A 25003-nucleotide genomic window follows, 5' to 3' on the forward strand; every position below is an offset into this window, starting at 1 on the left:
TTCTCCTTGGCTCATGTTATTTTATTTTAGTGCCTTTTGGTCACCTTATTATTTTGTTACATCTACACCAACAGAATCTTGAGCATCTGACCATTTTTGATTCCAATCAGCCATAATATCATCAAATGATTCATCCTTATTTGCTGCATGTTCAATAATTTCTGCAACTTTTGTATTACCACCTGCATTAATCATTAATTCAGATTCAGTGTTAACTTGATTTAAGATATCTTCTTTACCTTCTTCTGCTGGAGTATCAACTACGAATTCAACACCTTGGAAAGCTGAAAATAGTTCTGGTAATTTTGTATCGCTCTTTACGATTGGAAGACTACCTTCGCTAAATGCTAAACCTGATTGTTCTACCATGAATTTTACAAATAATTCAGAAGCAAGCTTATTATCATCAGATGATTTTGCATTGATACCATAGCAATAATCAGGGCCTGCTGTTGCATATTGTGTGCCATTTACACTGATTGGGAATGACATATATCCAATGTCAGCGCCATTGTCACCAGCTGCTTGCATCTGAGAAACTGCCCATGAACCAAGTGCCATACATCCGATTTCACCTTTGTTAATCATACCTTTACAACCTTCCCAGTCAGTTGTTGTATAATCTTCTTCTGTTAAACCTTTATTAACTGCGTCATAGAGTATCTTATATAATGCGTAAGGGCCAGTTCCATCTTTACGATCTGCAAATGGATCTTTTTGATATGGTAATACTCTGTTTTGGAAATCTGCATCTCCAGTTGCTGAACCACCAATATAAGCATCCCATGCTCCTAATGTCCAACCAGCTGCATAGTTAGTATATAAAGGAATAGCTTTTGTCTTATCTTTAATAGCTTGAAGTGCAGCTATGAATTCATCTGGAGTCTTTGGAATAGAAGTTATTCCAGCATCAGTAAATACTTTCTTGTTGTAAACAATACCTTGTGCATTTGCTGCTGATGGCATACCATATACGTCACCCTTATACATCCAGTTTGTAATATAGTTATATTGAGTACTTAATTGATCATATGTACCATAAGGCATGAAATATTTAGATAATTCATTCTTATCTACTGCTGGAATCATCATAATATCTCCCCAATTATCACTTGTAAGACGAAGAAGTGCATCATCTGCATATGTAGTTGTTGCTTCCACTTCAACTTTGATATTTGGATATGTTTCGTTAAACTTTGCAATTAATTTATCATATGTTCCATTTTCTTTTAAATCTGTTTTGTGTGAGAAGAACTTAATCGTAGTTGATAAGTCTTTTCCTGTTTCCCCAAATACAACTTTTTGATAATCTAACTTAGAAGCTGATGCATCATCCGATGATTTTGTTGATTCTGTTTTAGTTGCAGTTTCTTTCGTATCTTTTTTACTGTCTTTGGAACCGCATCCAACTAATGAGAAAGTTAGTACGGTAGCTAAGCCGATTGCTATTAATTTTTTTAGTTTCATTATTTTCTCCTCCAAATTAATTATTTAGTTACTAAAACAATAACATTTAAATAACTTAAATTTATTTTATCATATATATTTTTTAAGTCATCACTAATTATTGCTTTTTATATTTAGTTCTTGCTTTTATTATGCATTTTTTATATAATTAATTATATATTCAATGTTTTATGTACATCTTTTACATCTGTGCACTGAATTGCATATTATTTTACTTTATTTTTACTTAACATAACTATACTATTTACTTCACGTTTTCTTGCTATTAATTTATTTTTTATTATATAATACGTTTTTTCATATTTTTCACTTATACTTACTTTAACTAAAAAAGTTTATTTAATTTAACTTAATTAAGGAGTGACATCATGAATATCAACGAAATAATTTTACCTAAGATAAATTCAAGTCTTTCATCCTCAAAATCCAACTCTCTTGACAACTTTTTACTTAAGAATATCCCACACTCAATATCTATAGATGAACCTTTACCTTATGTAGAAGCATACAATCACATTACCGCAAACTTTCCTTATAGTTACGAATTATCTGCTTTCAACTGTTTTTGCCTTCTTTTTACCGAATATGGCAGCGGAACCTTAACCATCGATAACATTCTTTATACTTTATCTCCTAATACTGCTGCTTTCATCCATTGTAGCGAACTACATAAAATTGAAATTAAACAATCTCCTTGGAATTACAAGGTATTTTATATAAAAGGAGATTCAATTCCTTTGCTTTATCGAACCTTTACGAAGGGGCAAGGTAATCTACTAGAACTTCCATCAGAATCAACAATACATAATCTTATTCGAAACTTATATGATTCTTTGGAAAAGAAACCAGAAAAATTATATCTGCATTCGAAATACATACTAGATATTTTACTAGAATTAATTATTGAAAGAGACCGCCAAAATAATGCTACTGCACCCGTACCGAACTATCTAAGAGAATTGAAGCATAGATTTGATACATGTTATCAAAAGAATATTTCATTAGATGAATTAGAAAAAGAATACCATGTTAGTAAATATAGAATCTGTCATGAGTTTACGAAGTACTTTGAAGCACCTCCTATTCAATATTTAAATCAGAAACGTATTGAGATTGCAAAAGAAATCCTTCTATCCACTGATAAAAGAATTCATGAGATTGGGCAACTTGTGGGATATGAAAATACAAATCAGTTTATACGCCTTTTCAAACAACAAACTGGGATTACTCCACTATCCTTTCGCAAGCAATTAGCAAGTTCCTATTGAATGGTGCCCTTTTAAGTTGATGAGTTTATCACATTTTAGTTTTACAAAATAGCGTAAGATTATAATCCATAAAGAGACCCGTTTTCACTCGTTGTCGCTCATAGCGGTACATAAGGCTGTGTCAGAAAGGCATCTGACACAGCCTAAGTACCGATGGCGACAAACGGTCTCCATATGAATTATAATCTTACGCTATTCTTTTACGTATTGATGTGATAAACATGATAAGTTTCTTAGGGCACAGTTTATAAGTGCCACTATTTCAATTCAAATTCAAATAACCTGGCCATCGTATCTTCTTCAAAAGTTACATTCAATTCTCCTTTTACTCTATTGAAATCAAAAGAACAAAGTTCTGCCTTTGGGTATGTAAGATGAACCGCAACTACTTCCATTCCTTTGATATACTTCTGGATTGGAAGTGTCAATGTTTTCTCCTTTGAGTTTCTCTTCCATACTGCAAGATACACTTTATTATCAGTCTTAAGACCGAGAGAAAGCCAGTGATCAAGGTTATCTGCTAAACCAATTGGCCAAAATGGTAGTGCATTTTTAATATCATTTCGAATTTCTTTATAATATTTGATTGCTTCTTCGACTAGCTCAATTCTATCTTTCGTCAATTCAGCCAAATGACCACTTTGGTGAATTCTAAGAAGCATGGTATTTACCATATTATATATAACTTCTTCTTTATCCCCTTCTCGTAGTGGGTAAGACCATATAGCTGCTTGTTCTGGTGTGACTCCAGCTGGTGCATTAGCTGAAATAGTAGCATAATGTCGGTAATCCTCTTGATCGCTCGTCGATTGGATACTATACCTGCTTAGCAATGCATAATCAATTCGAAGGCCACCACTAGAACAATTCTCAATTACTAGATCTGGGTATTTATAAAATATATCATCTAACCAAGAAAGATATGCTCTTTCATGTTCTAATAAACCCTGGCCTACACTATCAGCATATAGCTCAGTTCCAATACCTGGCTCAATATTATAATCCATCTTGATATAGCCCACACCATATTCTTTCACCACTCGATCAATGACTTCTGTTACATGTTCAATTACAGCTGGATTACGAAAATCAAGTTGATAACGACTACGGTCATAGACACGTTTTCCGTGTCGTATAAAGAACCAATCATCTGGAGCATTTATTGCCTTCTCACAATTAATTCCCATTACTTCTAATTCCAGCCATACTCCTGGAATCATTCCTTTACTTCGAATATAGTCTGTCACTTCTTTTAGACCATTCGGGAATCTTTCCTTACATTCTCTCCATTCTCCTACACTATCCCACCATTCACCAGGAGCATACCAACCAGCATCAATAACATAATATTCACATCCTGATCCTGCAGCAGCATCTATGAGTGGAATTTCTTTTTCTGTTGTAGGATCTCCATATAGGCAATTCATATAATCATTAAAGATTACAGGAAGCTTTTCATTATCTTCATTAGGGCGTCTAATCTTTCTTCGATACTTTGTTAGTTCCCCCATATCTTCGGAGAAATCATTCTTTCCAACACCAATTGCTACTGGAACTGATTCAAAACTCTCACCTGGTTTCAGCGTCTTAAACCAATGGGATTGTACCTCCGTTGGTCCACTTATACATACATAAAAGTGTCCATGCATATCACCAATCTCATAATGCCAAGAACCATTATGTTCAATCTGCCAGAATAGACTAGTATTAGCCTCATGATTCTCAAGATATCCCATTGGTAAATATTCTTTCGTGGACCAATTACCTGTATTAGTCACTTCTATGGTTTTCGATGTTCGTTGATATCTAGTTGGTTGTGTCTGCGCCATGCCTAGGTCTGGAAAAGTATACGTTTTCCAACTCATTTCTTTTTGCCAACCATTATGTGGAATACGAAGAAACATTTTATGATCCGAATTAGAATCACCTTCTTTTTCAATCCCAAAATAACAGAAAGAGGAAAGATATTCTAGTGTCTGTTCTTCAGTTCCAATATTACTCACTACATTTTTACATCTAACTATGGTTGTATCTTTATAGAATTGCATATATGTAACAACTCTTGCACCAGTAACCTCAAGATCTTCTTGAGTGATGGTAAGCTTTCTACCTATCTCATTTACTTCATCCTTCATATCAACATACTTTAATAAGTAGCCAGGTGCCGTTACGATATGTTTATTTCCATGCTTTTCATAAGGTCTATTGTACCCAGCAAAATTAACTTGCACCAGTTGGAAGGATTCATTCATCATCTGAGGTTGGGCTAAATTATTCTCATAAAACTCAGCACTTGAAAAATGTATTAATTTCAATTCATTATTTTCATTGATGCGAAATACAATATGAATTCCATTTTCACTTATATTTATTTGTCTCATGATAGTTCCTTTCTTATAATTAGAAATAGATTGGCAATTATGAAACTTGATTCGAGGGTAAAAAGTCTTATTTTAGTTTACTGAGTATATATCGATTAACACTCAACAATATGAATCAATTGACCTTTAAAATCTCCCCATGGATTCTGAACGAGAATACCTGCATTCATCAATGTACTTCCTTTGAATATTCTATCTTCTCCTTCAATACGATATTCTTTATCCTCATTAAGTCCTTTCACTTTGATTCTTCTACTATGTGAGTTTGCTCGGTTTAATACTTGAATGAACGTTACTAACGTTTCCTTCTTATCCTTTGAGACCACTTGCCAACAATCATACATATGATTTTCGGAGTAAGATGCAATACGATAGTAATCACCAGTACGTACCAAATCATTATATTTATGATACATCTGGATCTGATCTGGAATCATCTTTCGATCATCTTCTGGAATCTTAGTAACATCTAATTCATAGCCAAAAGTTCCAGCTAACGCTACATAACCTCTCGTCTCAAATGGTGTTACTCTTCCAACTGTATGATTTGGACAGTCACTAACATGAGCCCCCATTGCAGATAGTGGATAAACAAGCGCTGTTCCTTCTTGTATCTGTAATCGTTCTATTGCGTCTGTGTCATCGGAACACCAGATCTGTGGACTATAATATAGCATTCCCGCATCGAATCTTGCTCCGCCACCAGAGCAGTTTTCTAATAATAGATAAGGGAACTCCCTCGTTAATCGTTCTTGTAAATCATACACTCCAAGTACATAACGGTGATATAATTCACCTTGTCTATCTGCTGGAAGTCCGACACTACCTATATCACTAAGTGGGCGATTCATATCCCATTTTACGTATTCTATATTGGCACTTCTTAAGATCTTAGCAATGCTTTCATAGATATAATCTACTACCTCTTTTCTTGAGAAATCTAATACATATTGATTTCTAGCAAGTCCTGCTATTCTATTAGGCACTGCGATAGCCCAATCTGGATGTGCTCTATAAAGATCAGAATCTGGTGATATCATTTCTGGTTCGAACCAGATACCAAATTTCATACCGAGTTTATTCACTTCCTCTACTAAATATGTTAATCCACCATTGATTTTCTCTTCATTTACAATCCAATCTCCTAATGCACAGTTATCGCTGCTTCTTGTTCCAAACCAACCATCATCCATGACAAGCATTTCTATTCCTAGTTCAGAAGCTTCTCTTGCTATATTTAATAATTTTTCAGTATTAAAATCAAAGTAAGTTGCTTCCCAGTTATTGATTAAGATTGGACGTTTTTTATCTTTATATTCTCCACGGATTAGGTGATTACGATATAGGTCATGGAACGTTCTACTCATTCCTCCAATACCTTGATCTGAATATACTAATACTACTTCTGGTGCCTGGAAGGAATCTCCCACTTCTAACTTCCATTTAAAATCATAAGGATTAATGCCCATGATTGCTCTGATATTCTCAAATTGATTCATCTCTACGCTTGCAATAAAGTTACCAGAGTATACAAAGTTAAATCCATATACCTCGCCACAATCTTCTGTTGCATTCTTCTTAGCCAATGCCATAAATGGATGTTCTTGATGACTGGATTCCCCTCGAATCGAAGAACTACTTTGATTACCATATCCAACTGCCCTTCTTTGAATATGACGTTCTCTTGCCCAAGAACCATGTAACGTAATCATATCAAATTCTTCATTATCCATATCAAGGCATGCGGACAACACTTTGGTTAAATAAATATCTTCGCTTCCATGGTTTAAGACTCTAACGCTTCTTGTTATGGCATCTACCTCTTCAAATGCAGTATAGGTTAATGTTACCTCTAAACCTAGCACAGAATCTTTGCATAATAACTCTAAAGTGGTGCACTCATTTTCTGTACCAAATGTGGCAGGTAGCCCTTTTAACTCAGATTTACCAGCATATATTTCATGAGATACATAACCTAATTGTAATGCAGTATGCCCTAACAAAGTCTCAACTGCAATACAATCGGAACGAAAGTCTCCAATTCCATGCGTAGAGTATTCCATAGGAAAACTGTCATAGAAAGATAACCTATCTCGATTATTCATGGACGGTACAAATGGTGCTTCATCAACCCTCATTAGATACTGTAGATTATAATCTTCTAACTTTTTGCCATAATAGATATGACCCACAAAATTCTCTTCATCTACAATTCCAATTATGTAACTTGTATTCTTAGTGTCTAGCTTAAATACTCTTTCTTTTTCATAAAAATGAATTCCCATAGGTATCTTCTCCTTTTATACAATTAATTAAGTTGAGTTTATTTTACCTTAGCCTTATATTTACTATCAATTTCATTATATTAATTTGCACATAAAAAGTCAATTATTTATAGTTTGTTTTGTTATATTTATGCACTTATTACCAAGTTATTTTTGTGCATTAATCGTGCATATCACTATGAATCATTTATATATTATTCATAGCAATTGGTATTTTGCAGGTAATATTTTCCAGAACCCTTGCCGGTTGGATTAAAGATATAATTAAACATGTATTCAGAAAGTTAGAATGATATAAAAGAAGAGCCAACATCAAATCCTTAGAATTTCATGTTGGCTCTTCTTTACATCATCTTATTCTTTCACTGCAATCTCAGATTGCTTCTTAAATATACAATTTTCTGGAACAAATCCTCTTACCATGGATAATGGATATACATTACTGTTCTTTCCAATAACGGTTCCAGGATTCAATACACTATTACATCCAACCTCAACATTATCTCCAAGCATAGCTCCCATCTTCACTAGGCCAGTATCAATCTTCTCTGCATCCCCTTTAATTGTAACAAGAGAACGGTCTGATTTGATATTCGATGTAATGGATCCAGCTCCCATATGTGCTTTATATCCCAATACAGAATCTCCGACATAATTGTAATGAGGTACTTGAACCTTATTAAAGAGAATTACATTCTTTAGTTCTGTGGAATTGCCTACAACAGCACCTTCTCCGACAATTGCTTTTCCTCTAATGAAAGCGCAATGACGAATCTCTGCATCTTTTCCTATTATCGCAGGACCATTAATACATGCAGTAGGTGCTACCTTAGCTGATTTTGCAATCCATACATCTTCCCCTTGTTTGATATACTCATCCTCTGGTAAAGTCTTGCCAAGTTCTATAATAAAATCTCCGATCTTACTAAGTACTTCCCATGGATAAGTAACTCCCTCAAAGATTTTTGCTGCAATCGTTTGCTCTAAATTGTATAAATTCGAGACTTTTACTTGTTCTAACATAACTGCAAGCACTTCCTTTCTTTTTCTATCTAATATCTAGATTTGAGTGTAAAAAGGCTTTCTATGCCTAACGTGTATATTGATGTATCATTATTAATTTTGGCGTAGTCCAGCCGAAAGTATCGTTTAGACTAAAATAAGACTTTTTACCTCTAATCTATTCTACCGTAACAGATTTTGCAAGGTTACGTGGCTTATCAACATCGCAGCCTTTACCAATAGAAACATAATAAGATAACAATTGTAATGGTATTACAGCTAATGAAGTTGTAAAATGTTTATCTGTGTTTGGAATATAGAAGATTAAATCTGTTGATTTTTCACATTCTGTATTTCCTTCATTCGTAATTGATAATACATACGCACCTCTTGTTTGTACTTCAACTACATTACTAATCATTTTCTTATATAAATCTTCTTGTGTTAAGATTGCAGTAACCAAAGTTCCTTCTTCAATTAACGAAATCGTACCATGCTTTAATTCACCTGCTGCATATGCTTCAGAGTGAATATAAGATATTTCTTTTAATTTTAGAGAACCTTCTAAGGCTGTTGCATAATCAATACCTCTACCTAAGAAGAAGATATCTTTTGCTGCTACAAATCTTGTTGCAAACTTTTGAATATTTTCTTTATTGTCTAAGATGCTTTGAATCTTCTTAGGTAATAACTCTAGCTCATGAATCATTGTACTTAACTCATCGTCTGTAATTTTTCCTCTAACTGATGCAAAATGTAATGCTAATATATATAATGCTGATAACTGTGTACTATAAGCTTTTGTTGTTGCAACTGCAATCTCAGGTCCTGCCCAAGTATACATTACATTATCCGCTTCTCTTGCAATTGAACTTCCAACTACATTGACAATACCAAGAACTTTAATCCCTTGTGCTTGAGCTTCTCTTAATGCAGCAAGAGAATCCGCAGTCTCTCCTGATTGACTTATAATAATAGCCATTGTTCCTTCTTCTAGAATTGGATTACGATATCTGAATTCAGATGCTAAATCCACTTCAACTGGAATTCTTGCAAGGTCTTCAATAACATATTTACCTGTTACCCCTGTATGGTATGCAGAACCACATGCAATAATAAATATCTTCTTGATGCCTTTAATATCTTCTTCTGACATATTAAGTTCATCAATTACGATGCTATTATCTTTAATTCTTGGATGAATCGTATCATGAACTGCCTTTGGTTGTTCGAAGATTTCTTTCAGCATGAAGTGTTCATATCCGCCTTTTTCAGCAGCATTGATATCCCAATCAACTGTAGTCATCTTCTTTTCAATCTCCTCAAGATCTGTGTTGTAGAATGTCACTTCATCTCTTGTTAATCGAACGATTTCTTGATTTTCAATAAAGTATACATCTCTTGTGTATTTTAAAATTGCTGGCACATCAGATGCGATGAATTTTTCATTATCTGTAACACCTACGATTAAAGGACTGTCTTTTCTAACTGCATAGAATTCATCAGGATAATCTTTAAGCACAATACCAAGTGCATATGATCCTTCTAATTTTGACATTACCTTTGTAATGGTCTCAAGAATGTTGCCATTATAATAGTAATCTAATAATAAAGCTACAACTTCCGTATCAGTTTCAGATTGGAACGTATAACCTTTTTCAATTAACTTATTCTTTAATTTTAAATAATTCTCGATAATTCCATTATGAACTACTGCTATGGTTTCATCTGCATTATAGTGAGGGTGTGAGTTCTTATCTGATGGTGCACCATGTGTTGCCCATCTTGTGTGACCTATTCCCATCGTCCCTTTTAGATTATTACCACCATTCGTCTGATCACTTAATACTTTTAATCTTCCTCTTGATTTTGCAATATTAATCTTCTCTCCATCAAATACTGCGATACCAGCAGAATCATATCCTCTATACTCTAATTTTGATAATCCATCAAGTAAAATAGGTGCTGCTTCCTTTTCACCTATGTATCCAACAATACCACACATATTCTTTTCTCCTTAATACACTCTTTATGATTAGTTTATTCAATATCATCTTATTTGTACTTTTATTTTACGATTCACCTTATAAATTGACCGATTCAATTGCATAGTACACAAAAAATTACATTTTAGATTGAGAAAGGCTTTTAACAACCTAACCAATACTTAATATTCTATCATAAATGAGCCATTATGTCATTACTTGTCTTTAATAATCAATAATTCTTAATATTTACATACTTGGAAATGATTCATTATTGTTGCGACCTCTTCTTTTTAATATACTCAGATTATACTTATCATATTTCTACTAAAATAAGAAACAAGAACTATTCGTTGGGTGAGGAAATCGAAATCTGCACTGATATGCTAATTTCTCAGCCCCTACCACAGATGCAACGAAAACGATCTATTTTTCAATTGTTATCAAACACCCAGTTAACGAACAAGTCGTTTGATAACGCTAAGAAGGGAGTATTTATGATGAATAAAAAGTTTGCCAAAAAATATGCAGCAATTGCTTCTATTACAACGATATGTATTGCAAGCGCGTATGGTGCGTGGGGGTATTTCACACCATATACATATGTTAGTTTAGATGTTAATCCATCTATTGAATATTCAGTAAATCGCTTTGATACTGTAATTGACGTTAAAGCAGTTAACGAGGATGGCGAAGCAATTCTTAGTCAAATCGACTTAAAAGAATTAGAAAACAAATCCATTGAAGAAGCACTCTCTTCAACTGTTGATACAATTGCCGAAAATGGTTATTTCAGTGGTACAACCGATGGTGGAATTGTTATTTCAACTTCAAGTGCAGACTCTGAGAAATCCGAAGAATTAGCGAATACACTTAAGGAAACAGTTGAAGCACAAGTAGAAGAAAAAGTGGCTGATAACGAAGTTGTAGTAGAAGCCTTCAGCGTTGCAAAAGAACGTGTAGAAGAAGCAAAAACTTTAGGAGTTACACCTGGTAAATTAAATCTTGTTCAAAAACTAATCGAAAGTTCAAAAGAAACTAGAGATATCTCAAAAGAAGAATGGCTTAATAAACCAGTAAAAGAAATTATGAAAGCGATTAAGCAAAATAATAAAGCCGCAAGAATCACTGCAACAGAAGAAACTCAATTAGATGATGATAACCAAAATGGTAACGAGGATATAAGCGACATGAAGAACGAGACTCTTGATAATGAGGATGACGCTGATAAAGAAGAGATTTCTGACGATACAGAGAATTCAGAAGACCAAGAGTATGAGGACATTCAAGACAACGATGACAATCAAGACGATGCCGACGATCAAGACGATAATGATAAAGAAGTGAAAGAACAAGAAAAAAACGCTGAACTAGCTAAGAAAAAAGCTGAAAGAAAATCTGAAATAGCTAAAAAAGAAGCTGAAAAGAAATCTGAAAAATATAAGAAAGAAGCCGAAAGAAAATCTGAAATAGCTAAAAAAGAAGCTGAAAGAGCAAAAGAAGCTGCCGAAAAAGCTAGAGAAGATGCGAAGGAATCTTATGAAAAAGCGAAAGAAGACTCAGAATATGACAATCAAGATAGTGAATACCATAATTCAAATGACGATGAGCAATCCGATGATAACTCGGATAACTTCTCAGCTGATGATGAAGATTAATGAAGAATTAGCATATATTCAACCACAAAAGCAGCCCATTAGGCTGCTTTTGAATTATCCTCATCTAATAATAAAAAACCGATTAAATATATATCTTAAATTATATTAATTAAATTGAAAAGGCTTAGCTTTTATTACATAAATAGGCTTAAAATAATAAATTAAATAACCCCAGAATCAGCCCGATAACTGCTCCTAAGTTTACAACAGCATTTAACTCATGTTCCATTACAGACAGTACTAATTTTTCAATTTCTAGTACATCCATGTCATCTACTTTTTTCTCAACAATTCTAGCAATATCAAATTGCTTTATTATACTTTCAGCTTTTTCAGCTATAAATTTTGTATATATTACTTCAATTACATTTCTAAGCTGATTCTCTTCAAATCCCAGATCCGAAAGCACCTCTTCTGGAGACTTAGATACTAATTCGTCTATCTCATCACTAATAATCGGCATAAAGATATCTTGCCCATTTTGCTCAATATATTCATTAATATTCTCAGCAATTGGCCCTTGAAAAGAGGATATCAACTGATCATTTACCATGAATCCTATCATCGTACCTTGCACTTTTTGCTTTATAGCTTTCCCTACTTCTGTTGCAATTACAGTACCGATATCAATTTTATTAGCACCATCTATTAATTTTTCACAAATATTATCTTTTAATTTCGTAATACCACTTGCTGCTTGTTCATCATTACTGTAATCGCTAATTATATTCTCTATACTAACTTTTCTCTTTGATTCCTGATCTCTTTTTAATATATCATCTAATACCGCATTTTTCATTTGGCTAGATAGAAGAATATTCTCGATATCCTCCTTTGTTAATAGGTTATTTCCAACCATCTCTCCTAATGCATGTCCTAACTTATCTTTTCTTTTTGGTATGATTCCTGGTGTAAATGGTAAGGTGTATTTTCCTATCTTAATTGGTCGTAATGGACGAAAAAGCATTTTAACAGCAATGTAATTAGTACCGTATCCGATGATTGCACCTATTACAGGGCCTGATATCATTTCTAGTATATTCATATTATTATCACCTCGTATAAAAATTATAGTTAGGATTCGAGGGTCAAAAGCCTTATTCTAGTTTACTGAGTGTATAGCGCTGTATAATTATGAATTGTGGCTACCTTTCCCTTAAGCATCATATTTTTTACAAGCCTCAAAACAAGTGAAAACACTCACTTACGTTCACGTTTCACTTTGAGTCTTGAAAAAATATAAACGATACTTTCGGCCGGATTACGCCAAAATTCATAATTATACAGCGCTATACACAATGTACGTTAAGAAAGGCTTTTGACCCTCGAATCCTGCTAATTGCAGTCTTCATAAGACAGTCAATTCAAGTAAATGATATTATAACGAAAGATTGTCTTTTTTTCAATAAATTTGTCAAAAGAATTTGATTCACGATAAGCTACCTTGCTCTTTTTTATGTTTCTTAGTATCTAGATTATCATGAAATTGTACATAAATATGATACATGGACAGACTATCTTCCACTGACATACCATGTTTACTATATATAGCTTCTTTCGCTAATTCTTGCATCTTACTAGTTGTTGAATCTTCTAGAAATGGATAAGCAGTATTAATTAGATCAATTGAAGAATGAACATCAAATCCTCTTCCCCTATATCGTGCATACTGCCTAATCTCGTTGTAAATATGCCTAATCTCACCAGATGGCTTTTGGGTTTTAAAATATTCATAAGACTTTTTCTTATATTTCTTACGTAAATAACTTTTTCTTATTAATACACTGCCAAATGCAATGCTAATCATAACCAATATCAGACACCATTTCAATAACGTTCCTTTATTGAATTTATAATTTGCCATGTAAGAAGTCTTACCTGATTTTTCATCGCTTGATATTCCTCTATTTTTAGTAGTATCATCTGATTTCTTTTTATTATTACTTTTGGAATTATCTTTATTCTCTGACTGTTCCTTCTGCAATTGATTGTCTTCTTTTTCTTTCGTTGTATCGACTGCCTCTTTGGTATCGTGATTCTGCGTTGTATTGTCTGATTGACTAAAAGCCTCATTCCAAGCCATTGTTGAACTTCCTTGTGTACATTCCGAATTCGTCTGATCAGACCCGAATCCAGGTGTCATTTCAACTGGAATCCATCCAAATCCATCCACATAGATTTCAACCCAAGCATGCGCGTATTTGTCAGTTACATCAATGACTTTCGAATTGCCAGAAGGCTCTACTATATATCCCTCAGCATACCTTGCTGGAATTCCAAGTAAACGAAAAATTAATGTCGCAGAGCTAGCAAAATGCACACAGTATCCTTTTTTCTGCTTATATAAAAAATACTCCACAAAGTCTTCCCACATTGGTGTACTACCAGGGCTCTGAGTATAAGTAGCACGGTTCCATAAATTGTTCTGAATAATGTGCATTGCTCTTCGCCATGAATGTACCTTTTTACCTTTATATTCTGCACGAAGTTTCTTTAAAGACTTTGGTACGCCAAGATAATTTTGATAAACATATTTTCTATATTCCTTCTCCCAACTTGCATTACTACTATAATCACTCTCAAAATCTAACCAGGAATCATTATAACGATAAAAATCAAAACTATAACTTTTCTTATTATCCGTATTATAAAGAAAGAGATCTTGCTTATTCTTTCCTATATCTTGATTTACCTTTGAAAAATAAGGAATGTAATAATATTTATTATTTGCATTTACAGTAGTAATTTGCATTTTATTAAGACCTACATTAGGATACGTATCTAATGTAAGGGTACCAGTTTGAAGGAGTTCATGACTATCAACACCTGAATCTTCTATAATCTTATTATATCCTTTATTTTCTTCTGGCAGCCACCGTTTGCCAGTGTAAGTAACCCCTGTGTATGCCTTTAGGTAGAGATTACTTGAAATTGGCCTATCTAGGGTTACTTTTAAATCTGTCTTTCCTAATGGTTTTACTTCTACAAGTTCTCCTAACGCCCCCTCATTCAATCCAGTACTTCCACTTCTTCCAAGCGAAAAACCACTAAAACTAAACAGATTCGTAATAAACGTTTCAGCGTGAAAGGATTTCCGGTAAGATGTAATATCATTCTTGTGTTCATTATAGACTTTGTTCTCAGATACCCAAATTATTGTAAATCCTAAGATTAATGTAAGAATAGTTGTGCCTATCTTTGCTTGTTTTCTAATTATATCGCTTGCCCATATCGTAGTCCTATCACTCCAATGTAGAAAATGAATCCTTCTCTTTTTCTTGTTCTTTCGAATGCTACGATCAATGTCTGCATTTAACATTATGCATAATAAGCAGCATAGTATCCCCATAATACTTGATACGTTAGGTGCTTCTCCACATAATATTGACAATAGTAATGATGGTAAGAAGAATACAAACGCTAGGAAAGGTCTGTTCTTTTCCCCAATGCAAAAGCTTAGTAGTAATGCAATAATTCCAGCATAAATCAAGAACATAAATACAAGATTTACTCTTGATATCTTATCTGCTCCCTGAACAGTTAATGACCAACCGTAATATTCATTATAATATTTCAATACTGAATATACTAAAAGTTTACCCCCATAATAGACTTCTTTTCGAAACTTTATTAACAATCCAAGCCAGCAGACAAATCCTACGCCCCTTAACATCCACCATCTCTTCTTAGCTATACTATCTAATGTAAAAATAGTCGAAAATAAAATAATACCAATTAATAACCCATTCATTGTTACATTCATTTTAAATGTACCGTTGATAGCCTCAATTGAGCCCCATACTCCAATACCATTTACCACAACACATAATAAAATATAGAAAAAAGACCATAAAATAATAAAATTCTCTTCCTTTTTTACAGTCATGACAGGTAATTCACTTATATGGATACCAATATTCTTGTGTTTCCTATTTCTCATTTTCTTCACTCCTGTGATAACTTGCGGTAGCCTATTACTACTCTATCCTTAATCCCAATTGATTGATTGAACTCTCAATATCAGCTGGATTAATTTTAATTATACTAGCTTCTTCTGGTACAACAGATTCCTTTGTAACCTCTTCTCCAATTGCAATGATATAGTATCTTCTTGTAATACAATTGTAATCTTTAAGATTGTACTCTATGTTATGCGTTGGCGCCACAAAAGTTAGCACCCTCATATATTGCTTATTACAACTTAATCTTATAATCTCATCAAAGGCATCTATCTCTTTCACTGGTTTTGCCAATAATAGAACATGCAACATATCAAATACATCTTGCTCAGTATCGATATAATGACATACTGCTTCCTTTCTTTCTTCATCATACCAAGCAATTATATGCTGAATCTGCAATGTTATAAATGACCAAGATAAGGAGGAAACCGCTTGTACAATTGTATGAAAGCATTGTTGATCTACTTGGTATAGATCTAACATAAGAAATGTATCATAATCAATTGGTAACGTATAATCTTTAACCAGTAATTCATCCTTTTTCGCGGATAATTTCCAATGAATTCTCTGTAGCTTATCTCCAGGTCTATATTCACGAACTTGAAGGATTTCAGAAGTATCATTTCCTACTTGTCCGGGATAATATCGTTCGGAATCTGAAGATAAAATTGTACTTTTTCTACCGATTGATAATGGAATCTCCTTAATTATTGGTATAACAAGAATTGTACATTTACTATCTGTTCGTATTTTCTTAGAAAATAGCGCAATAAAATAGGATACTTTAATCTTCCTTAATCTAATCTTAGCGATACCGCAATGGTCAATTACGATTGGAACACTTATTGTTGCTTCGCTTCTTGATGGCAATGCAAATTCAACCTTAAAGGTTTTCTTAGCTTCGTCATGGCTGAAAGATGCCTCTAATGTAAAGGAAGCCCTTCCTATTGGTAAGAAAGTATTATTTTTTATAAGAACATCAATAAGTACCTGCTCATTAGCCTCTGTTGATTCTTCTTTTGTTATTAATTGAATCTTAATCATATATGTCTGAATAACTGCAATTAGAAAACATACAACTGGATATATCCCCATTCCTATTGCAGTAATTGTAATGGAAGGTTCGATATTTATGGTTGCTTGATAGACAACCAAACCCCAAACAATTAGATAAATGATAATCTTATGCATCTCTTTACCAATGCCTTTCCTTTCTTTGATGATTTAATTAAAGGAATCATTTATAATGGCCAAATCCATTCGCAGTACGTATCGTATCTTCGTTACGTACCTTGTCTGTGTTACGTATCATATCTGCATTACGTAATGCATTTACTTTTGTACGAGTATTTGGCTTTTTCACGTTCTCTAGAATCTGTGTGATAATCTGCTCTTTTGTAATATATTTAATTCGCGCTTTACTGTTCAATAGAATACGATGACTTACTACATCTTGGAATACAGCAGCTACATCCTCTGGAATTACATAATCCCTACCAAGTAACCAAGCGTATGCACTAGACATTCTAGTTAATGCAACAGAAGCCCTTGGACTAGCCCCTAACTCAATAAAGGAATGTTCTCTTGTCTCCTTTATTAAGTTTACAATATAGGAATAGACATTATCGTGTATAAAGACTTGTTCCACCTCTTTTTGCATCTCAAGAAAGATATCCTGAGTGATTACAGCATGTACCTCTGCTTGATTATTTCTTTTTGACTTTAATATCTCCACTTCATCTATAGCATCCGGATAACCCATAGAAAGCTTTATCATAAATCGATCAAGTTGGGACTCTGGTAACATCTGTGTTCCAATAGAACCTGATGGATTCTGAGTTGCTAATACAATGAAAGGTTCTTTTAATTTTCTTGTAACACCATCTATCGTTACTTTTCCTTCTTCCATTACCTCTAGCAAAGCTGACTGTGTCTTTGGAGATGTACGATTTATCTCATCTGCTAAAAAGAGATTACAAAATACGGCACCAGGATGAAATTTCATTTCTCCAGTATCCTTATCAAACATATGAAAACCAACCAGATCAGAAGGTAAAACATCAGGTGTAAATTGCATTCGTCCTGCTTTTAGTCCCATCGCTTTACTAAAAGCCATCGCCATTGTGGTCTTACCTAGTCCTGGTATATCTTCTATTAAAATGTGTCCATGTGCAAGTAGGGCACATAACACTTTTCTTATTACTCCATCTTTACCAATTACATTTTTTTTCACTTCTTTTATAATAAGTGCTGCATTATTTTCCAACATCAACCACTTGCCTCCATATGCATGTTATTTACAATATCTTATATCATTTGTAAATTAATGATATAGTTAATACGCTATTTAGTCAATAGCATCTTTGAGATAGCCCTAAGCTTTTGCAATGACTGCTCGGGATTATTATATCTATCTAGAATGTATAAATAATACAATAAAACCGCCATTTGTCAGTCAAAACAAATCGCGGTTTTATTGTTTATTATGTGTTGTCGGACAAACTAGATATATCAAATACCTAATACTATTTCTGATAATTTTCTGCTATCGCTTCAAATCCGTTCCGTAAATAACTTTGGTTATTTAGATTCTTAACCCCTACGGTCATACGGCTAACGAATCCCTCTAACTTAAGCATATATTCATCCTTCGTGATATTTCCCTCTGATACATAAGTAAGTCCCTTTTCCCAACTAGCTGTTAATTCTGGATTCAATAAGGACTTAATCGAAGCATTCACCACATCAAAGATCATTTCACCAAGCTTCGTTGGAGTGATAATCTGTGTCTTCTTATTCAGACTAAGATACTCAATCTTGCATAGTTTATTAAGAATCTCAGCTCTTGTTGCACTTGTTCCTATTCCGCTACCTTTAATCTGCGCTCTTAATTCTTCATCCTCTATTAACTGACCTGCATTCTCCATAGCAAGAATCATAGATCCTGAATTATAACGTTTTGGTGGTGAGGTCTCTCCTTCTTTAATGGCTAAACCCTGAACATCAATCTCCATCCCTTTTTTTAGATTCTTTATTAGATTAATTAAATCAAGGTCGACTTTATCATTGGATTCCTCTGAATTATCACCTTTATCTGAAATATCATTTTTATTTGCTGAATCACTTGATTGTGGAGCTTGTGAATTTACATCTTGATTTCTCTTATCAAAAGAATTCTTAGTTACTTTTAAATAGCCTTCATCCACTATAATTTTAAAGTTGGAAAAGAATTTTTCTTGTTCAATCTGAGATACAATACTAATCTTTTGATACACCGCAGGTGGGTAGAAAATACTTAAGAATCTCCTTACAATCGTCTCATAGACATTCTTTGCATGATTATTTAAGGATTGAAACGCACCAAATCCTTGTCCAGTCGGTATGATTGCATAATGGTCTGTTATTTGTTTATCATTTACATATCTTGATTTTGCAATACCTTTATAGGATCCATTCTCCAATATTTCACTCGCAAAATCTTTTGCATGCATATAATTCCTTAAACCAGATAGATTCTTATGAATCTCCTTACTGACAGCGGTAGAGAGTACTCTGGCATCCGTTCTAGGATACGTCACTAGTTTTTTCTCGTATAATTCCTGTGTGACTTTTAACGTTTCATCTGGACTAATCTTAAATAACTTGGAACACTCATTCTGTAATTCTGCTAAGTTAAATAATAACGGTGGATTCTTATTCTCTTTCTTTTTCTCTATACTTTCAATCACTGCTTTGATTGGCTGATTCACACTTAATTCTTCAATTAATTTTTCAGCATAGATTCTTTCCTTGAACCCATTTTCTTTATATAGCATAGGTGTATTATAATATTTTGAACCTTCTACAGCTCTAAATTCACCATCAAATTCTTTACCTGATAAAGAAAATGTTGATACCACACGGTAAAAAGGTGTCTTTACAAATGCTCGAATCTCACGCTCTCTTCGAACAACCATTCCTAATACACAAGTCATAACACGTCCTACACTGATAGCCGCACGTTTCTCACTTTTTAGAAAATTCGATACAGATTGTCCATACTTTAAAGTAAGTACCCTAGAGAAATTAATTCCCATTAGATAATCTTCTTTTGCTCTTAGATAAGCTGCGTCAGATAGATTGTCATAATCCGACAATTCTTTTGCTTCTCTAATTCCTCGAAGTATCTCTTCTTCCGTCTGAGAATCAATCCAAACTCTTCTCTTCTCCTTTGAATCAGGAACTCCTGCCATCTGATCAACCAGACGATAAATATACTCTCCTTCACGTCCAGAGTCAGTGCAGACATAGATTTTATCAACATCATCACGGTTTAATAATTGTTTTACGATATTAAATTGTTTACTCACATTAGGAATAACTTCATATAAGAATTCATTTGGTAGAAAAGGTAACGTTTCAAGAGTCCAACGTTTTAAGCTAGCATCATAGCTTTCTGGATAGCTCATGGTTACTAAATGACCAACACACCAAGTTACAATTGCAGTATCTGCTTCCATATACCCGTCATGTTTCTTTGCATTTAGTTTAAGCGCTTTTAAAAACTCCTGCGCAACACTGGGCTTTTCTGAAATGTATAAACTTTTAGACATGTATTTTCCAACTTTCTTAAATCTAATCCTTTAGTTCGAAATATAACGAATCTGTAATTATTCTGTAGTCACATTATATGATAAGAGCGTCAAAAGTATCTTGTAAGCAAAACAGATACCATATCTGATATATTATTAATATACTAATCTATATATGGTATCTGTTTTGTTCACAGAGTACTTTTGACGCTCTTATCATTATATCGAGTTTATTTAAAGATTGCAAGATTTGATTTTTGGGTATACATAGCATCTATTTATATGGTATAATATTCTCTATGCTATAATCTATGCAAGCCTAAATAGTATAAAAATCGCACTATAACGGACCATAATAAAATATAGAATTTCTGGTAAAACTTTATAATATAAAATAGTTTAACCAAACGCAACAATAACCAGGGGGATAACCATGAAAGATTATCAAATATTCAGTGATTCATCTTGTGATACACCACCTCAGTTACTGTCGGAGTTTAATATCCAATTAATCCCGTATTATGTAACTTTTGATCAAGAGAATTATATGAAAGAAAATATTGAAATTACTAATTCACAATTTTATGAAACATTAAATTCTGGTAATGTTTTTCCTAAGACTTCTCTACCTTCTGTTCAGGATTACATGAATGTATTCGAAGAAGCAATTAAAGCAGAGAAAGATGTTCTATGTATCTGCTTAAGTCATAAATTCAGTGGCTCTTATCAATCTGCTGTTAATGCAAAATTAATTCTTGAAGAAAAATATACAGATGCTAAGATTAGTATTATCGATTCTATCCAAGCCACAGCAGGTCAAGGACTTGTTGTATTACAAGCTGCTTATATGAAGCAAGCTGGATACTCGATTGATGACACCATCGAAAAACTAGAAGAGTTAAAACAAACAGCAAGAATTATGTTCACAGTAGATACTCTAGAATACCTTGCTAAAGGTGGTCGTATCGGTAAGGCAACTTCACTTGCTGGCACTATGCTTAATTTAAAACCTTTGATTCAATTAAAGGATGCAGAGCTAATTCCTTATTCCAACGTTAGAGGTAGAAAAAAATCCTTAGAAAAAGTACTATCTATGGTAGAAGAATATTTTACAGAACACAATGAAAGCTATGATGATTATGATTTTTGTTTTGCTAATGCTACCACTTTGGATGAAGTTAATGCATTTAAGCCACGTGTAGAAGCATTGATTGGTAAATCTATTGATTACCCAATCTTTCAGATTGGTGTAACCATTGGTACCTATACAGGTCCTGGAGCTCTTGGAGTATGTTTCATTAAGAAATTCAAATAATATCATTTAGTTAAATATTATTGGGATATAATCTTGGTTTATTACATATTCTTAGGCAAATCGTAGTATAATGAAACTAAATTATTTATATGCCTACTTCAATATAGGTTCTATTATTAGCTACTATAAAGCGGAATGGAGTGAAAGATTCTTATGAGAAGAAACACTTGTGAAGAAAAGACAAATGGTTTAAAAATCGATTTAAACATTACGAAAATGGTAAGATACGTATGTACTGCTGGCGTATTAATAGTTGCAATCATCTTTGGAACAAAGACATATGAAAAAATGTTAGATCAATAATGCATCACAATGATTCTATTTCTATGATATATTAGAATGATAAAGAAAAAGAGTTGTACATAATCACTTTTATGAATGATTAATGTTCAACTCTTTTTCTTATAGTTTTCTTATAGTGTTCTAATACAATGGATATTGGTCTGTTAGAGTTTTTACCATAGCCATTGCTTTTTCTTTATTGGCATCAACATCTTTAATAACTAGGGAAATTGCTTCTGCAATAACATCCATATCAGCCGTATTCATTCCTCTTGTTGTTATAGCTGCTGTTCCTAGACGAATTCCGCTTGTCACGAATGGAGAAGCAGGATCATTAGGGATCGTATTCTTGTTACACGTGATATTCGCAGAATCAAGTAATTTTTCCGCTTCCTTACCTGTAACACCCATATTCTGAAGATCAACCAATAATAGATGGTTGTCCGTTCCACCAGAAACAATCTTAAATCCTCTATCCATCAAACCTTTCGCTAATGCTGCTGCATTATCTACAATGTTCTTAGCATATACTTTAAATTCATCATCAAGTGCTTCCTTGAAACAAACTGCTTTTGCAGCAATTACATGCATTAATGGACCACCTTGAATTCCTGGAAAGATTGCTTTGTTGAAGTTATACTTTTCATTCACTTCCTGACTAGAAAGAATCATACCACCTCTTGGTCCTCTTAATGTCTTATGAGTAGTTGTGGTTGTAACATGAGCATATGGAATTGGATTCTCATGAAGACCCGCTGCAACTAATCCAGCGATATGTGCCATATCTACCATTAGTACAGCACCAACTTCATCTGCTATCTCACGGAATCTCTTAAAATCAATCTTACGAGCATAAGCACTTGCACCTGCAACGATAAGTTTTGGTTTTGCTTCTAATGCAATCTTTCTTACATCATCATAATCAATGTATCCATCATCATTTACTCCATATGGTACCACATTGAAGTATTTACCTGACATATTAACAGGGCTTCCATGTGTTAGATGTCCGCCATGTGCAAGATTCATTCCCATATAGGTATCACCTGGATTAAGAATAGCAAAAAATACTGCCATATTCGCTTGTGCACCTGAATGAGGTTGTACATTGGCGTAGGTACAGCCAAATAATTTCTTAGCACGTTCAATTGCAAGATTCTCTACTACATCAACGTACTCACAACCACCATAGTATCTCTTTGCTGGATATCCTTCTGCATATTTATTCGTAAGAGGACTTCCCATTGCTGCCATGACTGCTTTGCTAACAAAATTCTCTGATGCAATTAGTTCAATATGATCGTTTTGTCTTGTTACTTCTTGGTTAATTGCTTCTGAAATTTCAGGATCAAAAGCTTGAATATCTTCAAATGAATACATCTTTTATTCCTCCATTACATTTTTTTGTATTATACCACAACGATTCTTCGAATAGAATAGGTATTTGAAGAATTTTGTCTTATTTATAATATTATAGACCGACAAATGACCTGTTCTGGAGATAGTCTAGGCACTTTGCACAAAACAGAAAAGCTAATGCTTCATTAAACATGTGTAAGAAGTTCTAGTTCTCATATCATTTTGTGTAAAACATACTCTAGGACAGATAACTCGCTTCGCTCAAACAGATCTGTCCTAGAGTATAACACCAAATAATCTGAGAACAAGAACTACTAACACATGTTCAAAGGCGCATTAGCTTTTCTGTTTTGTGCAAAGTGCCAGTCTAGATTATAAAACAGCTCATTTATCAGGCAAATCATAGAATATCCTTGAAATCCATTAATTCACTTATTACATATAAACTATTACATAAATTTATAAATTCCTTGTATATTTGCACTTTGGATAATTACTGCAACCGTAGAATGTTCCGTAATTGCCGTGTCGTAATTGTAGGGAAGAGCCACAAAATGGGCATTCTATAGAATCTAGCTCTGCTATCCTTTCTGTCTCATCAACAGTATCACCGATATTGCCTTCTTCTATTAATTGAATTAATAATCTTCGATCAATTAGTTGTACATCATTCGCTTGCGCTAAGATCTTAGCACTTCTTGTAAAAACACTATTTGTTGCAACGATAGCATGATCTGCATTATAGTAATTCAGTGCGCCAACAATTTCTTGTACTGCTTTAATACCAACCGATTCATTCCATCTCTTGGCTTGTACTATTGTAACTTTTCTTTTATATTTTAATACCAAATCGGCTCCAAAATCATGAGTTATTGGAGTTAATCGGACTCTATATCCCATCTTCTTAAAGTGGTAATATAGGAACAATTCAAAATCTGTTCCTGACAGCTTATCTACAACGCATATGTCAGATGCTAATAGTTTTCTTTTTTTACGATAATGTAAATAGTAGAAAAATAATACAGACACAGCAAATAATCCTGGTATTATTTCTATATTAATTTCAAAATTGAAACTTCTATTATTACTATACTCATAATAATAAAATAATGACGTTAGAATAACACTTAACATCATACTCTTCTTTAGTATGCTTGATCGATGCTTTTTACTTATAATCTCTTCTGGTTCTTTCTTGTATTTTTGTATATAATCATTCATAGTTATTAAGTATCTTATGATAATCCTATCTGCATATTTTTATAGTGGCCTAGTTGTAATATGATTTTTACAAATCTATTTTACCACACATATGTATTGTGTGCAAACATAAGTTCTGTTTTTGTATTAATTCTATATTTCTTACTTCAACTTATTTCAAAATTAGATTAGGTTTAAGTGTCATAAGCTTTATTAATGCATAATCAATAAAAAATAATGGTTCTATAATAAATGTTGGGGTGTGTTA

General features: G+C 33.4%; 16 protein-coding genes. 4 read left to right on the forward strand and 12 right to left on the reverse strand.

Translation table 11 applies throughout. The features are described from left to right. Positions 1 to 48: 48 nt before the first annotated feature. Positions 49 to 1467, reverse strand: coding sequence for an ABC transporter substrate-binding protein (locus bsdtb5_RS17110; protein WP_271713185.1), 1419 nt, complete (start codon positions 1465 to 1467; stop codon positions 49 to 51). Positions 1468 to 1835: 368 nt separating this feature from the next. Here bsdtb5_RS17110 and bsdtb5_RS17115 point away from each other — a divergent pair, with 368 nt between their 5' ends. Further along, entirely contained in the window at positions 1836 to 2735 is a 900-nt protein-coding gene (locus bsdtb5_RS17115) for a helix-turn-helix transcriptional regulator (RefSeq protein ID WP_271713186.1), read from the forward strand. Positions 2736 to 2992: 257 nt separating this feature from the next. On the opposite strand, the gene bsdtb5_RS17120 is transcribed toward bsdtb5_RS17115, so the two are convergent. The 4 genes from bsdtb5_RS17120 to glmS form a co-directional block, all read right to left on the reverse strand. After that, positions 2993 to 5116, reverse strand: a complete 2124-nt coding sequence (locus tag bsdtb5_RS17120; RefSeq protein ID WP_271713187.1) for a glycoside hydrolase family 36 protein — start codon at positions 5114 to 5116, stop codon at positions 2993 to 2995. Positions 5117 to 5211: 95 nt separating this feature from the next. Further along, positions 5212 to 7401, reverse strand: coding sequence for an alpha-galactosidase (locus tag bsdtb5_RS17125; RefSeq protein WP_271713188.1), 2190 nt, complete (start codon positions 7399 to 7401; stop codon positions 5212 to 5214). 354 nt (positions 7402 to 7755) lie between these two features. Then, complete coding sequence (locus bsdtb5_RS17130) at positions 7756 to 8424, reverse strand: LbetaH domain-containing protein (protein ID WP_271713189.1); 669 nt, start codon at positions 8422 to 8424, stop codon at positions 7756 to 7758. 157 nt (positions 8425 to 8581) lie between these two features. After that, entirely contained in the window at positions 8582 to 10408 is a 1827-nt protein-coding gene (gene glmS / locus bsdtb5_RS17135; RefSeq protein ID WP_271713190.1) for a glutamine--fructose-6-phosphate transaminase (isomerizing), read from the reverse strand. A gap of 477 nt (positions 10409 to 10885) precedes the next feature. Between glmS and bsdtb5_RS17140 the strand changes: the two genes are divergently transcribed. Further along, on the forward strand, positions 10886 to 12046 hold the full coding sequence (locus tag bsdtb5_RS17140) for an anti-sigma-I factor RsgI family protein (RefSeq protein ID WP_271713191.1): 1161 nt from the start codon (positions 10886 to 10888) through the stop codon (positions 12044 to 12046). A gap of 148 nt (positions 12047 to 12194) precedes the next feature. Here bsdtb5_RS17140 and bsdtb5_RS17145 read toward each other — a convergent pair whose 3' ends face one another. The 5 genes from bsdtb5_RS17145 to bsdtb5_RS17165 all read right to left on the reverse strand — a co-directional run bounded on the left by bsdtb5_RS17145 (position 12195) and on the right by bsdtb5_RS17165 (position 20600). Then, complete coding sequence (locus bsdtb5_RS17145; protein WP_271713192.1) at positions 12195 to 13091, reverse strand: DUF445 domain-containing protein; 897 nt, start codon at positions 13089 to 13091, stop codon at positions 12195 to 12197. A gap of 384 nt (positions 13092 to 13475) precedes the next feature. Continuing rightward, positions 13476 to 15986 carry a transglutaminase domain-containing protein gene (locus bsdtb5_RS17150; RefSeq protein ID WP_271713193.1) on the reverse strand — a complete coding sequence of 837 codons (2511 nt, stop codon included), beginning with the start codon at positions 15984 to 15986 and terminating at the stop codon, positions 13476 to 13478. Positions 15987 to 16023: 37 nt separating this feature from the next. After that, positions 16024 to 17199: a DUF58 domain-containing protein gene (locus tag bsdtb5_RS17155; RefSeq protein WP_271713194.1), complete on the reverse strand. Its 1176-nt coding sequence runs from the start codon at positions 17197 to 17199 to the stop codon at positions 16024 to 16026. 46 nt (positions 17200 to 17245) lie between these two features. Beyond that, positions 17246 to 18277 carry an AAA family ATPase gene (locus bsdtb5_RS17160; protein WP_271713195.1) on the reverse strand — a complete coding sequence of 344 codons (1032 nt, stop codon included), beginning with the start codon at positions 18275 to 18277 and terminating at the stop codon, positions 17246 to 17248. Positions 18278 to 18533: 256 nt separating this feature from the next. After that, positions 18534 to 20600, reverse strand: coding sequence for a DNA topoisomerase (locus tag bsdtb5_RS17165; RefSeq protein ID WP_271713196.1), 2067 nt, complete (start codon positions 20598 to 20600; stop codon positions 18534 to 18536). Between the two features lie 412 nt (positions 20601 to 21012). Here bsdtb5_RS17165 and bsdtb5_RS17170 point away from each other — a divergent pair, with 412 nt between their 5' ends. Then, complete coding sequence (locus bsdtb5_RS17170) at positions 21013 to 21894, forward strand: DegV family protein (protein ID WP_271713197.1); 882 nt, start codon at positions 21013 to 21015, stop codon at positions 21892 to 21894. A gap of 153 nt (positions 21895 to 22047) precedes the next feature. Next, positions 22048 to 22197, forward strand: coding sequence for a hypothetical protein (locus bsdtb5_RS17175; RefSeq protein WP_271713198.1), 150 nt, complete (start codon positions 22048 to 22050; stop codon positions 22195 to 22197). Between the two features lie 120 nt (positions 22198 to 22317). Here the strand turns inward: bsdtb5_RS17175 and glyA are convergent, their stop codons facing one another. After that, entirely contained in the window at positions 22318 to 23556 is a 1239-nt protein-coding gene (gene glyA / locus bsdtb5_RS17180; RefSeq protein WP_271713199.1) for a serine hydroxymethyltransferase, read from the reverse strand. A gap of 438 nt (positions 23557 to 23994) precedes the next feature. Then, a complete protein-coding gene (locus bsdtb5_RS17185; protein WP_271713200.1) occupies positions 23995 to 24756 on the reverse strand; it encodes a restriction endonuclease in 762 nt (253 codons plus the stop codon). Positions 24757 to 25003: the final 247 nt, after the last annotated feature.

Origin of the sequence: Anaeromicropila herbilytica, from assembly GCF_016591975.1 — a bacterium.
Classification (GTDB): Bacteria; Bacillota; Clostridia; order Lachnospirales; family Lachnospiraceae; genus Anaeromicropila; species Anaeromicropila herbilytica.

Bases quoted from the DNA above. Each gene is read 5' to 3' on its own strand.
- bsdtb5_RS17110 (WP_271713185.1), bottom strand. From the start codon at position 1,467: ATGAAACTAAAAAAATTAATAGCAATCGGCTTAGCTACCGTACTAACT.
- bsdtb5_RS17115 (WP_271713186.1), top strand. From the start codon at position 1,836: ATGAATATCAACGAAATAATTTTACCTAAGATAAATTCAAGTCTTTCA.
- bsdtb5_RS17120 (WP_271713187.1), bottom strand. From the start codon at position 5,116: ATGAGACAAATAAATATAAGTGAAAATGGAATTCATATTGTATTTCGC.
- bsdtb5_RS17125 (WP_271713188.1), bottom strand. From the start codon at position 7,401: ATGGGAATTCATTTTTATGAAAAAGAAAGAGTATTTAAGCTAGACACT.
- bsdtb5_RS17130 (WP_271713189.1), bottom strand. From the start codon at position 8,424: ATGTTAGAACAAGTAAAAGTCTCGAATTTATACAATTTAGAGCAAACG.
- glmS (WP_271713190.1), bottom strand. From the start codon at position 10,408: ATGTGTGGTATTGTTGGATACATAGGTGAAAAGGAAGCAGCACCTATT.
- bsdtb5_RS17140 (WP_271713191.1), top strand. From the start codon at position 10,886: ATGATGAATAAAAAGTTTGCCAAAAAATATGCAGCAATTGCTTCTATT.
- bsdtb5_RS17145 (WP_271713192.1), bottom strand. From the start codon at position 13,091: ATGAATATACTAGAAATGATATCAGGCCCTGTAATAGGTGCAATCATC.
- bsdtb5_RS17150 (WP_271713193.1), bottom strand. From the start codon at position 15,986: ATGAGAAATAGGAAACACAAGAATATTGGTATCCATATAAGTGAATTA.
- bsdtb5_RS17155 (WP_271713194.1), bottom strand. From the start codon at position 17,199: ATGCATAAGATTATCATTTATCTAATTGTTTGGGGTTTGGTTGTCTAT.
- bsdtb5_RS17160 (WP_271713195.1), bottom strand. From the start codon at position 18,277: ATGTTGGAAAATAATGCAGCACTTATTATAAAAGAAGTGAAAAAAAAT.
- bsdtb5_RS17165 (WP_271713196.1), bottom strand. From the start codon at position 20,600: ATGTCTAAAAGTTTATACATTTCAGAAAAGCCCAGTGTTGCGCAGGAG.
- bsdtb5_RS17170 (WP_271713197.1), top strand. From the start codon at position 21,013: ATGAAAGATTATCAAATATTCAGTGATTCATCTTGTGATACACCACCT.
- bsdtb5_RS17175 (WP_271713198.1), top strand. From the start codon at position 22,048: ATGAGAAGAAACACTTGTGAAGAAAAGACAAATGGTTTAAAAATCGAT.
- glyA (WP_271713199.1), bottom strand. From the start codon at position 23,556: ATGTATTCATTTGAAGATATTCAAGCTTTTGATCCTGAAATTTCAGAA.
- bsdtb5_RS17185 (WP_271713200.1), bottom strand. From the start codon at position 24,756: ATGAATGATTATATACAAAAATACAAGAAAGAACCAGAAGAGATTATA.